Here is a 14,123-nt window from a genome sequence, read left to right as displayed (position 1 = left end):
TTAAGGTTCTTAGAAGTAAATAGAATTGCTTCAAAAATTAAATTTACTCTTCTTTCTTTTTAGGTTCGCGTTTAGCTTCCTTAAGCGCTTGCATAAGCATCCATTCTATTTGTCCGTTTGTAGAACGAAATTCGTCAGCAGCCCATTTTTCAATAGCTTTAATCATATCTTCGTTTACGCGAAGCGCAAATGCTTTCTTTTTTGCCATGGTTATTTTTTTACAAAAGAAACAACGGTTTTAATCAATTTATCGGATAAAGGATAATCTTCAGAAAAATAAGAATTCATGTTATTTTCATCTTTATCAATATGTTTTAACACATGATTCATGTTTTCTATAACTACTAATTCAGACTTCGAATTAGATATATGTAATGTTTTTGCATCTTCTATTGATACTTGTAAATCTTTCGTTCCGTTAATAATTAATATAGGAATATTTATTTTTTTAATTTCTTCGGATGGATTGTATTGCATCCAGCTTTTAAAAAAAGGTGTATTCTGTGAGTTAAACATTGTTACTAAAGAAGGATTTACTTTTCTTATAGTACCAGTTTCTTTTAATTCTTTAAAATGTTCTTGTAGCGTATTAACAATAAGCGGGTTTTTGGTTTTCATTTGATCAACTATTTTCTGATCTATAAAACCAGACGGCCCTGCTAATGAAATGTATTTATCACTGTTTTTACTGGCTAACATTGCTACTAATGAACCTTGACTGTGACCGATTAAAACAATTTCTGAAAACCTGATATCATTTTTAAAATGAGAGATTACTTTTTTTGCATCAGAAATAAAAGAATCAAACAAGATTCCTTTTTTTAATACTGGCATGTTTTTTTTATTTGCAGTTCTTTTATCATAGCTAAAAAAAGCAATATTATGTTGGTTAACGCTATCGCGGAATTGTTTTATATAGTTGGCTTTAACATAAGGAAGTTGATTTCCGTTTCGGTCAACATTTCCAGAACCGTGAATCCAAATTAATAGCGGAGTTTTATTCTCAGAATACGTTAAAGTTCCTGGTAATTCAATTCCGTTATTTTTTATTAATATTTCTTCTGATTTTACTTGAGCAAAAGTAACTACAATACTAAAAGTATAAAAAATAATAAGCGCGATTATTCTAATCATGATAATTTGTTTTTATAGGTTTCTAAAACACGAGTAGCCTCATTTTTTTTCTGAGAACCAATTAAGAATTTTTTACCATTTTTAAACTCGAATAAGATGCCAATATTTCCTTTTACAGTATATGAATTTAGCTTAATTCCCCATCCGCCGTAATCGATAATTGGTTTGTATTTTATCACTCGAACAGTTTTAATAGTTTCCCATTTAATTTTCTTAAATTTAGATTGAATAGGAGAAAAACGATAATATATTCCGGTTTCATCTATTCTTGTTTTTAATTTTAAATAGAAGAAAAACACCGTAACTAGTAAAAAAATACCGCTAGTAATTATTAAAAAATTATTTGATGTAGGCTTGCTTCCAAAGGGAGTATCTAAAAATAATTGCTGGTAAATACCATAGAATAAAAATAGGTTTAGGCCTAAAAATAAAAGCCAAATCCACCATTGTGTAAAACGTTGTTCTTCTTTAAATATTTTCATTATTACCTGTTCTTGTTACGTTCAAATATAATGCCCCCAGTACTTTGAAATATATTATTTACAACCCAACCATCTCTTGCATATTGATTTAAAAGATCTTCGTATTTCTGAGTTCTATTTCTTATTCCTAATTTTGGTTGTATTACTTTATATTCTTTCATTATTATTAATGGTTTAAAGTCCCCGCGTTTACTACTGGAGACGCTTCTTTATCACTACATAAAATAACTAATAAATTACTAACCATAGCAGCTTTACGCTCTTCATCTAATTCAACAATTTGTCTTTTATTTAATTCGTCTAAAGCCATTTCAACCATTTCCACGGCTCCTTGTACAATTTTATGGCGCGCAGCAACAATAGCCGTTGCTTGTTGGCGTTTTAGCATGGCGCTTGCAATTTCTTGTGCATACGCTAAATACCCAATGCGGGCTTCTAAAACTTCAATTCCTGCAATAGCTAAACGTTCTTCTAATTCTTTTTCTAAAGCATCGCTTACCTCATTTACGCTAGAACGAAGTGTAATATCTTCATCGTGTCCTTCATCAGCAAAATTATCGTAAGGATACATACTTGCTAGTTTACGTACTGCTGCGTCTGTTTGTACACGAACAAAATTTTCGTAATTATCAACATCAAAAGCAGCTTTATAAGTTTCGGTAACTCGCCAAACTAAAATTGTAGAAATCATTACCGGATTTCCTAATTTGTCATTTACTTTTAACCGCTCGCTATCAAAATTACTAGCTCTTAATGAAATTATTTTCTTTTTATATAAAGGATTTGCCCAATACAAACCATTATCCTTTATGGTTCCAACGTACTTACCAAAAAGTAAAACTACTTTAGAGGTATTTGGGTTAACTAAAATAAATCCAAACAGTCCAATAAATCCGATGAGCGTAGCAAGAAGGTAAATAGGAGTTTCATCTATTATACTCATTACAATTCCTACAAAGAAAAACGTTAGTGTAACTAATAGCATTAAATAACCATTTGCTGGTTTTATTATTTTTTCTGTCTTCATTTTTGATTTAGTTTATATTGATATCATTTTGATATCGTAAAGGTATGTTTAAATTTTTGTTAAATCCAAATTTATAAATGAATATTTTATATTTTAGCAAAAAATTAAGATGCTTTTATTTATGAAAACGAAAATATTATTAGTGTTATGTGCTTTTTTTATAAGCGCTTCATCTATTGCCAATAATGATGATGTTTGGGGGCAAACAGGTCATAGAGCAACAGGTAAAATTGCTGAAAATAATTTAACAAAAACGGCAAAAAGAAAAATAGCGAAGTTATTACAAGGTGAAAGTTTGGCTTTTGTATCTACGTATGCAGATGAAATAAAGTCTGATAGAGAAACATATGGTAAGTTTTCTACTTGGCATTATGTAAATATGCCTTTTGATGTTAAATACGAAGCGTCTGAGAAAAATCCGAAAGGAGATTTAGTAACAGGTATAAAAGATTGTATAAAGATTTTAAAAGATAAAAACAGTTCGTTAAAAGACAAGCGTTTTTATTTAAAAATGCTAGTACATTTAGTAGGGGATTTACACCAACCAATGCATATTGGAAGAAAGGAAGATAAAGGAGGTAACGCTACTCAAGTTCAATGGCACGGAAAAGGGTCAAACTTACATAGAGTTTGGGATACCGATATGATTGAAGGTTGGAAAATGAGTTATGTTGAGTTGGCAGACAATGCTAAAGATTTATCAAAAGAGCAAATCAAACAGATTCAAAAAGGAAGTTTAGTTGATTGGGTACATGATACACACGGATTAACTAAAAAAGTATATGAATCAGTTAAATCGGGAGATAAATTACGTTACCGTTATTCGTATGATTATTTTCCTGTTGTAAGAGAGCAGTTACAAAAAGGAGGTTTACGTTTGGCTAAATTGTTGAACGATATTTTTTGCTAAAAATCATTTTTTTAAAATAAATACAAAAAGCTCGAAGGTTTAACTTTCGAGCTTTTTAGTTGTTAATGTTTCGTTAATTAGCTTTGTTTAAAAATATAATCAATTAATTTTGAGATAAATAAAAATGAATCATGTATAAATTTCGATTTTTAATACTTTTTGTTTTGATAATTTCTTCTTGTAAAAAGATTCAAGAAACAAAAGAAGCATCAACAAAGCAAAATGAAATAGTCACATTAAATTATAAAGAGTTAAAGCCATTTTTGCATAAAAATGATGATAAAACGTATGTGATTAATTTTTGGGCTACATGGTGTTTGCCTTGTGTAAAAGAATTGCCAGCTTTCGAAAAACTAAATAAAGAGTTTAAAGATAAAAATGTTGAGGTTATTTTAGTGAGTTTAGACTTTTCAAAACAAATAGAAAGTAACCTGATTCCGTTTATAAAAGAGAAAGAAATAAAATCGAAAGTATTGCACTTCGAAGATAAAAATGAGCAATTCTGGATTCAGGATATAGCAGATAGTTGGTCGGGATCAATACCTGCAACACTTATTTATACTAAAAATAAGAGAAAATTTTATGAGCAATCGTTTCATTACGAAACCTTAAAGAATGAATTACAAACCTTTTTAAATTAATAAATATGAAAATTTTTAAAATAGTATTAATATTTGTTGTATTTGCTGCAATTTCAGCATTTACAATAAATGAAACGAAAGGATATAAAGTAGGAGATGTAGCGTCAGACTTTAATCTTAAAAATGTAGATGGTAAGATGGTTTCTTTGGCTAGTTATAAAGATGCTAAAGGTTTTATTGTTGTTTTTACATGTAATATGTGTCCATATTCTGTAGCAAACGAAGATCGTTTAAATGCTTTGGATAAAAAATATAGTAAAAAAGGATATCCCGTAATTGCTATCAATCCAAATGATCCTGAAGCATCAAAAGGAGATAGTTTTAACGACATGAAAATTCGTGCAAAAGAAAAAGGATTTACTTTTCCTTATTTATTTGACGAAGGTCAAAAAGTATACCCAATGTACGGCGCAACAAAAACGCCACATGTGTATATTTTAAATAAAACAGCAGGTAAATTAATGGTTGAATATATAGGTGCTATTGATGATAGCTCTAGAGACGAAAGCAATGTGTCTGAACGTTTTGTAGAAGACGCAGTAGATGCTTTATTAAAAGGTGATAAACCTGTTAAAAAATACACCAGAGCAATAGGCTGTTCAGTTAAAGATAAAAGATTTTTAAAGTAAGGGAAGCAAATTTATAAATTCTTTAAAAGAATAAAATACTACCTAAAGACTATATTAAAATTATAGCTTCTAGGTAGTTTTTTGTTTTACCTTTGGTGTGTAAAACGATAAAGAAGAACAAATGTTAGATTATGTAATAATTGGAGGAGCACAAGCAGGATTATCGATGGCTTACCATTTAAAAAAAATGGGAAAAAAGTTTTTAGTTGTTGATAGTGAAAAAGAGATTGGTGCTTCTTGGTTAAATAGATGGGATTCTTTAAAATTATTCACGCCTACAGAATACAATCACTTGCCAGGTATGAAGTTTAATGCCTCAAAAGGACATTACCCTACTAAATTTGAAGTAAGTAATTACTTTAAATTATATGTAGAAAAATTTGAGATTCCTTTACAATTAGATACGTTAATTACCTCCGTAAGAAAAAGCGAAAAAGGATTTTATGTTTCTTATAAAGGTGGTGAGATTCAAACCAAAAATGTAATTGTTGCCACAGGGCCGTTTCATATTCCGTACACACCGCCGTGTCATACGAAAATATCAGAAACTGTTTGTCAGATGCATAGTAACTACTATAAAAGAGTAGATCAATTACAAGAAGGAGATGCGTTGGTTGTTGGAGCAGGAGATTCAGGATATCAAATTTTAGATGAAATATCTAAAGATAAAAACAGAACCGTTTATTTTTCAGGAAACACAAACGTAAAATCATTACCACAACAGTTTTTAGGTAAAACCCTTTGGTGGTGGTTTACCTTAATCGGTTTTTTAAGTTATAGTAAGTATAGTTGGATCGGAAAACGTATAAATTCATCAATACAACCAGTTATTGGTACAGATGTTAAAGAAATTTTGTCTAGAGAAAATGTAATTGCTGTTGGTAGAACAAAAGATGCTTTAAATACAGAAATAGAGTTCGAGAAAGATAAAATATCAACAATTAAAAACATTGTTTGGGCAACAGGATATCGCCCAAATTTTAAATGGATAGAAGGTTTGGAGTTAGACGAAGATGGTTATCCTAAAAATTATAGAGGCGTAAGCAATATAAGCGGCTTGTATTTTATTGGTTTACCTTGGATGTTTACTCGTGGTTCTGCAACTTTAGGTGGCGTTTCAAAAGATGCCAATTATTTGGCAGATATAATTAGTAAGAAAAAATAAACAATAATACTTTAAGAGTATGCAACAAACTACTAATACTATTTTAATGGTTCGCCCGGCTAGTTTTAGAATGAACGAGCAAACAGCTATAAATAATTATTACCAACAAGAATTAGCTGGTATGCTGCCCGCTACAATTAATGCAAAAGCACAACAAGAATTCGATGCTTTTGTAATTAAGTTAAAAGCTGTCGGTGTAACTGTTATCGTTGTTGAAGATACTAAAGAGCCTGATACTCCAGATGCTTTGTTTCCTAATAACTGGATTTCTTTTCACGAGAACGGAGATGTTGCTATTTATCCGATGTTTGCTGAAAATAGGCGTTTAGAAAAACGAGAAGATATATTAGAAACATTAGAAGAAAAAGGTTTTGAGATTAAAAATGTAATTGATTACTCTGAAGCCGAAGAAGAAGGTGTTTTTTTAGAAGGAACCGGAAGTATGATTTTAGATCGTACAAATAACAAAGCATATTGTGCTTTATCGCCAAGGGCGGATGAAGAATTATTCATCGAGTTTTGTGAAGATTTTGAATACACGCCTGTTATATTTACAGCAAATCAAACTATAAACGAAAAACGAGAAGCTATTTATCACACGAATGTAATGATGTGTGTGGCAGAAAATTTTGCAATCATCTGTTTAGATGCCATTGATGATAAAAAAGAGAAGAAAAATGTGTTAAAACATTTGAAATCGGATAAAAAAGAAATTATAACTATTACCGAAAAGCAAGTAAATCAGTTTGCAGGTAATATGTTACAAGTAAAAGGGGTTAATGACGAACGCTATTTAATAATGAGCTCATCAGCATATAAGTCCTTGACAAAAGAACAGTTACAAAAATTAGAAAAGCACAATGCAATTATTCATTCATCATTAGATACAATAGAATTTTGTGGAGGAGGAAGCGCTCGTTGTATGATGGCAGAGATATTTTTAAAATAACAAGGGGTGTTATACTATAAGAGATAATAGTGCGTTTAACATTACTTAAACTATTAAAAATAATTAATAATGAAAAAAATATCCCTTCTATTAACTGTCGCAATTATTGCAACATCTTGTGTTTCTAAAAAAAAGTATGTTGAGTTAGAACAACGATATACCAACACTAAAGGTACTCTTCAGAAAACAACATTAGAAAAAGAAGAACTTGAAGCTAAGTTTGCTAAAATTGAAAAAAGAGTAGACAACTACAATAGTAAAATAAACTCTTTAAAAGGAATCAATTCAAACCTTAAAAAAGAAAATGATGTGAAATTAGATATGGTTGAAGGAGCTGTAATATCTAATTCGATGAAAGTTAAAATGCGTAAAACTCTAGCAAATGTTGATGCTGCTGAATTAGCAAGCGCTAAAACATTAAAAGATTCTATGAATTTAGCAGTTTCTTATAAGCTGAAAAAATCGATAAATGTTCCAGAATTACAAAACTCTGACGATATTAATGTAAATATCGATAAAACGGTAGTAATGATATCTATTTCAGATAAAATGCTATTTAAAACAGCTAGTTATAATGTAAATAGTAAAGCTTATAAAACATTAAAAAAATTAGCAGAGATTATCAAGTCAGAACCAAGTATGGATGTAATGATTGAAGGACACACCGATTCAAGAAAAATTCATAATGATGTAATATTAGATAATTGGGATTTAAGTGTAAAAAGAGCTACATCAATAGTTCGTATTTTAGAAAATAAATATGGCGTAAGTTCTAGTAGATTAATTGCTTCGGGTAGAGGTTCATCTTTACCATTAGTAGATAATAAAACAAGCGCAAACAGATCTAGAAATAGAAGAACAAAAATTGTTATTTTACCTAATTTAGATAAGTTTTTTGGTTTGTTAGCTGAAGAAGAAGTGCTTCAACCATAATATATAATATAAAAAAGCCTCCGATTTTAATCGGGGGCTTTTTTTTGTGCTTTAAAATTGATTTATAACCTAATTACAATATATTATACATTGCTAATTACTGGTTTGTAGTTTTTGTAATACTGCATTAAAATAAAAGAACAAATAACAGAAGAGGCAATCCCTTCAATAGCTAAAGCGAAAACAATTAAACCTAAGCTTAAATTTTGTCCCCAAAAAGCAGAATCTTCTAATATATTTATAAGAGATGGGTTTATAAAATCTACATAAATAATTAAACCAATAATCGTAAACCCAATAGCAACAATAGAGGTTGCTATGCCAACAGAAAAATTATTAAAATATAAAGATTCTTTATTTGCATTGATATTCGTTTTTATGGCATTGTTTATTCCCCAAAGAACAAAGGCAAAGTTTAAGAAACGTAGTTCAGAAACTTCATCTAGACCTAATATTTTCATCAATAGAAAAAAACCGACAATTCCTGCAAAAATTAATAAAGCATTGTTAATTATTATTTTAGTACTACTCATAACATGGTGTTTTAAATTAACATATGCTTAAAGTACAAAATAAAAACATGATTATCAATTAATTATGATAATGCTTCTTTTAAAATAGTAATAGGGTGTTTGGCTATGCGTTTGGTTCCGTCATAAATTTGATGACGACAACTTGTTCCTGCAGCAGCAATTTCTGTACTCGCAGAACAGTTTCTAATTTTAGGAAATAGTGTGTCTTCGCCAACTTGCATACTTACTTTATAATGCTTTTTTTCGTATCCAAAACTACCTGCCATACCACAACAACCGGTATTCATGATGGTAACTTTGTAGTTTTTTGGGATATTTAACATTGTAAAACTAGCATGTGTTGATGATAATGCCTTTTGATGACAATGCCCGTGAATTTTAAGTTCCTTGCTTTCTAAAGTAAATAATGAGGTATTAATGTTGCCTTTTTTAATTTCAGAAGCTAGAAACTCTTCAATAGTAAAAACATTTTTAGCTATTTTTTCTGCGGATGATTTATCGTCTGCTAAACGAATATATTCATCTCTAAAAGTTAAAATAGCAGAAGGTTCGATTCCTATTAACGGAGTTTCTTCAGAGATTATATCTTTAAAAATAGTGATATTTTTATTTGCCAATTCTTTAGCTTCTTTTAAAAATCCTTTAGAAATATGACTACGACCGCTTTCTTCGTGATTATTATATTTTACTTCGTAACCTAATTTTCCTAAAACGGTTACAGCATCTTTACCAACTTCGGCATCGTAAAAATTGGTAAACTCATCGTTAAATAAATAAACAGTTTTTTTAGTAGCCTTCTCGTCTGTGCTCGAAGTGATAATTTGTTTTTTTAGCCAGCTATCTAAAGGCTGCTTTCCTAATTTAGGAACAGAGCGTTGTATGGCAACTCCCATTATTTTTTTAGCCAATAATGTATTGGTTAAAAAGTTTGTTATTGTAGGGAACTTGCTACCTAATTTATTATATTTTGCATTGTTGGCAAATAAATTACTTCTAAAAGAATAACCGTTCGTTTCTTGGTATTGATATAAAAACTCAGCTTTCATAGAAGCAATATCAACATTACTAGGGCATTCTGTAGCACAAGCTTTACAGCTTAAACAAAGGTCTAAAACCTCTTTTAGTTCTTTAGAATCGAATTTGTTTTCGGAGGTGTTATTTGTTAAAACTTCACGTAACATATTGGCTCTTGCTCGTGTAGTTTCTTTTTCGTTTTTGGTAGCTCTGTAACTCGGACATAATGTTCCGCCTGCTTCAGGAGATTTACGGCAATCACCAGAACCGTTACATTTTTCAGCTAATTTTAAAATACCTTCGCTTTCAGAAAAATCCTGTAATGTTTTTATAATAGGCTCTTTTCTGTCGATTTCATAACGTAAGTTTTTATCCATCGGAAAAGCATCTGTAATTTTTCCTTTGTTAAATACGTTATTAGGATCGAATGCTTTTTTTATTCGGCGTAATAACTCGTAGTTTTTATCGCCAATCATTAACGGAATAAACTCTGCACGTACAATTCCATCTCCATGCTCACCACTAAAAGAACCTTTATATTTCTTTACAAGTTGAGCCGTTTCAGTAGTTATCTTTCTAAATAAAACAACATCGGCCTGTTTTTTTAAATTCAGAATTGGGCGTAAGTGTAATTCCCCAGCTCCAGCATGTGCATAATACACAGCATCTTGCTGATATTTATCCATTATTTGGGTAAACTCTTCAATATATTCAGGTAAGTCGTTTAAAGCAACTGCAGTATCTTCAATACAGGCAACCGCTTTCATGTCTCCCACAATATTACCTAGCAAACCTAAACCAGCTTTACGCAAATGGTGAACTTTAGCAATGTCTTCTCCATATACTTTCGGATAATGATATCCGAAGTTATTTATTTTTAAATCTTCTATTAATTTATCTGCTTGTATTTCTGCTTCTTCAAGGGTGTTTGCAGAAACTTCTAGCATTAAAACAGCTTCAGGATCGCCTTGTAAAAAGAAACGATTTTTAGCTTGTTCTCGGTTGTTTTTGGTGCAATCTAAAATTACTTTATCCATCAACTCACAGGCATATAACTTGTGATTCATAGCTGTTACTGTACCTTTTAAGCTTTCGTTTACGCTGGTAAAATGCGGACAAACCATAATACTATAAGTAGGCGGTAAGTCGTCTAGTTGAATAGTGATTTCGGTAGAGAAAACTAATGTTCCTTCACTGCCAGATAAAAATTTTGCGGTATTAATAGTAGGTTCTTTTCCGCCGAACAAATCAGAGGTTAAAAATTCATCTACTGCGTAACCCGTATTTCGTCTGTGAATTTCTGGTTTCGGAAATTCATTTATTATTTCTTGTTGAATTGCTTCTTGAGAAAGTTCTGTATAAATGGTTCTGTAGATAGTACCTTCTAAAGAGTTCTCTATTTTTTTTTGATTGAATTCCTGTGAAGTAATTTCGGTAAAAAGAACATTACTTCCGTCAGATAATAACCCTTCGATAGCCAACACTTTGTCGCGTGTAACTCCGTAACGAATAGAGGTGCTCCCTGATGAATTATTTCCCACCATTCCGCCAATCATACAGCGGTTAGAAGTTGAGGTATTTGGGCCAAAAAATAGTCCGAAAGGTTTTAAAAATCTATTTAAATCGTCTCGTATAATTCCTGGTTGAACAGTGATGGTTTTTTGCTGCTCATCAAAAGCTAAAATAGTAGTAAAATGTTTAGAAACGTCAACAACAATACCATCACCAACGCATTGGCCTGCTAAAGAAGTTCCTGCGGCTCTCGGAATTAAAGTAATGTTATTTTCTGTAGCAAAATTAATTAAGGTTTTAAGATCTTGATTATCCTTCGGATAAGCTACAGCTAACGGAATTTTACGATAAACAGATGCATCGGTAGCATATAAAGTTTTGTGTAAATCATCAAAAAATAATTCACCTTTTAAACTCTTTTCTAAATCTAGTAATTGTATTTTTTTTGCCATTATCTAAGCACCTAAAAGGTTTATAGTATCGTTTTTAAATAGTAATATTGATCGTTTTTAACAACTTCAATTTTGTTTACTATTATTTTACTTTTAAAAAAGGGAGCATTTAAAACCATAGTGTGATATTCTCCGTTTTCCCCACAAATATCAATATTTAATTTCTTTTTTAAATCATTAATAGCAATTTTATCGAGAGTTCTCCCAATCCAATCACTACTTAAATTTTCTTTTTTCACTAATGAAAATACTACTGTAAAATCATTCATAATTAATTCGTTAAGCAAATAGGTTCTATCTTTTTTCCACAAAGGATTAAATACTTCTATGCCAGATTTTAGCGAGCATTCTTCAATCCAATTAGTATGTCCGTCAATTTCATCAATATCACCAGTAATTAAAGTATCAATCTTATAAAAATCTTTTAATTGTTGGATAGTATTTTCGTAACTTTCTTTTATCGGAGCTGTTACTGTTAGTAATAAGTGAGGAATGCTAATAGCCTTTACTTGTTCTTTTATCAAGTGAATTGGATGTGCTTTAAAGTCTGGGTTTTTAGGTGCAAAAGTTATTAAGTGTGTAATAGTGTAACCTGCTTGTTGCGCCTTAAAAAAAGCTAAAGCACAATCTTTTCCGCCTGTCCATAAAACTGCAGCTCTTTTATTTGTCATTATTCTATCGGTATATTTCTCTTAAAACAAGTATCAAAACAAATAAAAGTATCGGTTCCTGCAACCCCATTTATTAGGTGAACTCTGTCGTACAATATTTTTTGTAAATGTTCATTATCTGTAGCGTATACTAATATAAAAATAGCGTAAATACCCGATACAAAATTACACTCGGTAATTTCTGGTATTTTTTTTAGCTCGTTCATTACCTCTTTTGCAAAACGAGCTTCCCGTAAACGAATACCAGTGTAAGATTTTGTTTTGTAACCTAATTTGTTTTCTTCTAAAATAAATTCAGCATTTTTAATTACACCTTCAGAAGTAAGTTTTTTTATACGTTGATGTACTAAAGAATTGGAAACTTTTAATTCTTTAGCTATTTGTGAGTAGGCTTTACGAGCGTCTAACCTTAGTTTTAATAATATCTGCTTGTCTATATAGTCAAATTGATTTTTCAAAAGAATGATTTTGTTATGTTCTATTAGCGTGAATTCAAATTATAAAGGCACAACTCTTTTTATATTAAAAATGTAGTCGCATAGTATCTATGTGACTACATTTTTAATGTTAAGCATTTATTTGTGTTAAACACTTTTCAATTGTTTCGTCTTGCGTATTTTCATACCAGGTTGTCAATTTAAATACAGGTTCTCCTAGATGTTTTTCAAACAATAATTGATTAGAGGTTTCTTCGTATTCTCGTTCGGCATCATCTGTACCTAGGTTTGAAGCGAAAATTCCTGCTGCACTTACAGGTAAGAAATCTTCATAAACCATTGGTTCAGTAGTTAAATAGCCATCTTTTAATAATTGGTTTACATCTGATTTTGTATGCGTTTTACCTTTTGATAAGCTTTTTATTTTATCAGTAGTAAAGTAATGAAAATAGGCTAACTCTTCTGATTGTAATTCTTTATAAGTATCAGGAAAATTTTTAAAATTTTCTTTTAATAATTGGTTGTACTCTAGAGCATTTTCAGCATTTGGAGATCCACCAATTGTTTTACGTGTTTTACCTAATAACTCATTATATAAGTCTTGTCCTTTTTTTGTTAATGCCACGCCGCGTTGTTCGATTTCGCCGAAACGTGCTTTATGTTCTCCTGTTTTTTCAGTTCCAGTTTTACCTTTAAAAGTTACTTTTTCGGTTAAAGCTTTAAAACTTGTTTGACGTAATAAAATTGGGCATTTTCTTGTTGGTGGTCCTTCTATAATGTCTTTTGGTGTAATATTGCGAGCTTCCATAGTAGTTTGCACCTTGTCAATATCTAAAGTTCTTGGTGTTAGGTGATTGATATGAGGGCCTTTAAAAGCAACCACGTCAGCAATTAATCTGTGCTGACCTACTAGTGCTTCGTACATTTGGTGATTTACTGTAGCAGTTTCATGCCAACGAAAAGTTTCTAGCGCTTCTTGAACAAAAGTATCAGCATCTTCTTTATTTAAACCGCCTTCTTTTTCATTTTTTTCAATTAATTCCAACGCTTTTTCAGTGAAAATTTGACGGTTTTCTAAAATAGTTTCAATATTGGTACGCAGCTTATCATCATCAATTAGATCTAAACGTAATAAAGAAGTGAAAACTCTAAAAGGAGCTTGGTTAAGTGCGGTGTTTTCTATTGCTCTAAACGCTGTTGAATGAACAGGAACACCTGCTGATGCCAAATCGTAATAACCAAGCGGAAACATCCCCATAACTTTAAATAAGCGCCTTATTGTAAATAGCTCATAAGGTTTACCTAAACGAATTGCTCCGTGACGCTCCATATTTAGGCGAGTAATTTCTCCAGTACGTTCTAATTGCTCTTTTATTTCTTTAGATTCTGCAATAACATTGTTGTTAATTTCCTGAACCAAATCAAGTAGTTCACCGTAAAGAGGTACTTCGTTCTTATACATGTCAGACATAATCATAGAGAAGCGATTACGAATGTATTCTGGAGAGACAAATGTCTTTTTAGTATTTAAACTTTGTACAATGTTTCTTGATGACATAATTTATTTAATTTTATTACAAAATAAACAAATTTAATCTTTAATTTATGTTTTTAAAATGAATTTCACTTTAAAA

16 protein-coding genes are annotated in these 14,123 nt (G+C 30.7%); 6 read left to right on the top strand and 10 right to left on the bottom strand.

The features are described from left to right. Positions 1-43: 43 nt before the first annotated feature. The 5 genes from AC28QF_RS08580 to AC28QF_RS08560 are packed head-to-tail and all read right to left on the bottom strand — an operon-like array spanning position 44 to position 2,643. On the bottom strand, positions 44-208 hold the full coding sequence (locus tag AC28QF_RS08580; protein ID WP_068364181.1) for a type II toxin-antitoxin system antitoxin: 165 nt from the start codon (positions 206-208) through the stop codon (positions 44-46). Positions 209-210: 2 nt separating this feature from the next. Next, positions 211-1,134: an alpha/beta hydrolase family protein gene (locus AC28QF_RS08575; protein WP_488201283.1), complete on the bottom strand. Its 924-nt coding sequence runs from the start codon at positions 1,132-1,134 to the stop codon at positions 211-213. Then, positions 1,131-1,616 carry a DUF6141 family protein gene (locus tag AC28QF_RS08570; RefSeq protein WP_488201284.1) on the bottom strand — a complete coding sequence of 162 codons (486 nt, stop codon included), beginning with the start codon at positions 1,614-1,616 and terminating at the stop codon, positions 1,131-1,133. Before AC28QF_RS08570 ends, AC28QF_RS08575 begins: the two co-directional genes overlap by 4 nt. 2 nt (positions 1,617-1,618) lie before the next feature. Continuing rightward, entirely contained in the window at positions 1,619-1,777 is a 159-nt protein-coding gene (locus AC28QF_RS08565) for a DUF4177 domain-containing protein (RefSeq protein ID WP_488201285.1), read from the bottom strand. A 5-nt stretch (positions 1,778-1,782) separates the two neighbouring features. Continuing rightward, positions 1,783-2,643: an SPFH domain-containing protein gene (locus AC28QF_RS08560; protein ID WP_488201286.1), complete on the bottom strand. Its 861-nt coding sequence runs from the start codon at positions 2,641-2,643 to the stop codon at positions 1,783-1,785. 121 nt (positions 2,644-2,764) lie between these two features. Between AC28QF_RS08560 and AC28QF_RS08555 the strand changes: the two genes are divergently transcribed. The 6 genes from AC28QF_RS08555 (at position 2,765) to AC28QF_RS08530 (ending at position 7,870) form a co-directional block, all read left to right on the top strand. Further along, the gene (locus AC28QF_RS08555; RefSeq protein WP_488201287.1) at positions 2,765-3,553 is read left to right on the top strand and encodes a S1/P1 nuclease; all 789 of its coding nucleotides are present in this window, start codon (positions 2,765-2,767) and stop codon (positions 3,551-3,553) included. Positions 3,554-3,684: 131 nt separating this feature from the next. Beyond that, entirely contained in the window at positions 3,685-4,194 is a 510-nt protein-coding gene (locus AC28QF_RS08550; RefSeq protein WP_488201288.1) for a TlpA disulfide reductase family protein, read from the top strand. Between the two features lie 5 nt (positions 4,195-4,199). Further along, the gene (locus AC28QF_RS08545) at positions 4,200-4,823 is read left to right on the top strand and encodes a thioredoxin family protein (RefSeq protein WP_488201289.1); all 624 of its coding nucleotides are present in this window, start codon (positions 4,200-4,202) and stop codon (positions 4,821-4,823) included. Positions 4,824-4,944: 121 nt separating this feature from the next. Continuing rightward, entirely contained in the window at positions 4,945-5,988 is a 1,044-nt protein-coding gene (locus tag AC28QF_RS08540) for a flavin-containing monooxygenase (RefSeq protein ID WP_488201290.1), read from the top strand. A 19-nt stretch (positions 5,989-6,007) separates the two neighbouring features. Then, positions 6,008-6,937 carry a citrulline utilization hydrolase CtlX gene (gene ctlX, locus AC28QF_RS08535; protein WP_488201291.1) on the top strand — a complete coding sequence of 310 codons (930 nt, stop codon included), beginning with the start codon at positions 6,008-6,010 and terminating at the stop codon, positions 6,935-6,937. A gap of 69 nt (positions 6,938-7,006) precedes the next feature. Then, on the top strand, positions 7,007-7,870 hold the full coding sequence (locus AC28QF_RS08530) for an OmpA/MotB family protein (RefSeq protein WP_488201292.1): 864 nt from the start codon (positions 7,007-7,009) through the stop codon (positions 7,868-7,870). 83 nt (positions 7,871-7,953) lie between these two features. Here the strand turns inward: AC28QF_RS08530 and AC28QF_RS08525 are convergent, their stop codons facing one another. The 5 genes from AC28QF_RS08525 to hglS all read right to left on the bottom strand — a co-directional run bounded on the left by AC28QF_RS08525 (position 7,954) and on the right by hglS (position 14,047). Next, positions 7,954-8,403: a hypothetical protein gene (locus AC28QF_RS08525; RefSeq protein ID WP_488201293.1), complete on the bottom strand. Its 450-nt coding sequence runs from the start codon at positions 8,401-8,403 to the stop codon at positions 7,954-7,956. A gap of 62 nt (positions 8,404-8,465) precedes the next feature. Beyond that, entirely contained in the window at positions 8,466-11,381 is a 2,916-nt protein-coding gene (locus tag AC28QF_RS08520; RefSeq protein ID WP_488201294.1) for an FAD-binding and (Fe-S)-binding domain-containing protein, read from the bottom strand. A 20-nt stretch (positions 11,382-11,401) separates the two neighbouring features. Next, complete coding sequence (locus AC28QF_RS08515) at positions 11,402-12,052, bottom strand: Dph6-related ATP pyrophosphatase (RefSeq protein WP_488201295.1); 651 nt, start codon at positions 12,050-12,052, stop codon at positions 11,402-11,404. Next, entirely contained in the window at positions 12,052-12,510 is a 459-nt protein-coding gene (locus AC28QF_RS08510) for an Lrp/AsnC family transcriptional regulator (RefSeq protein ID WP_488201296.1), read from the bottom strand. The genes AC28QF_RS08515 and AC28QF_RS08510 overlap by 1 nt, the downstream gene beginning before the upstream one ends. 109 nt (positions 12,511-12,619) lie before the next feature. Then, a complete protein-coding gene (hglS, locus tag AC28QF_RS08505) occupies positions 12,620-14,047 on the bottom strand; it encodes a 2-oxoadipate dioxygenase/decarboxylase HglS (RefSeq protein WP_488201297.1) in 1,428 nt (475 codons plus the stop codon). Positions 14,048-14,123: the final 76 nt, after the last annotated feature.

Source organism: Tenacibaculum sp. M1.3A, assembly GCF_057732375.1.
This window is presented reverse-complemented; position numbering and strand designations above follow the sequence as displayed.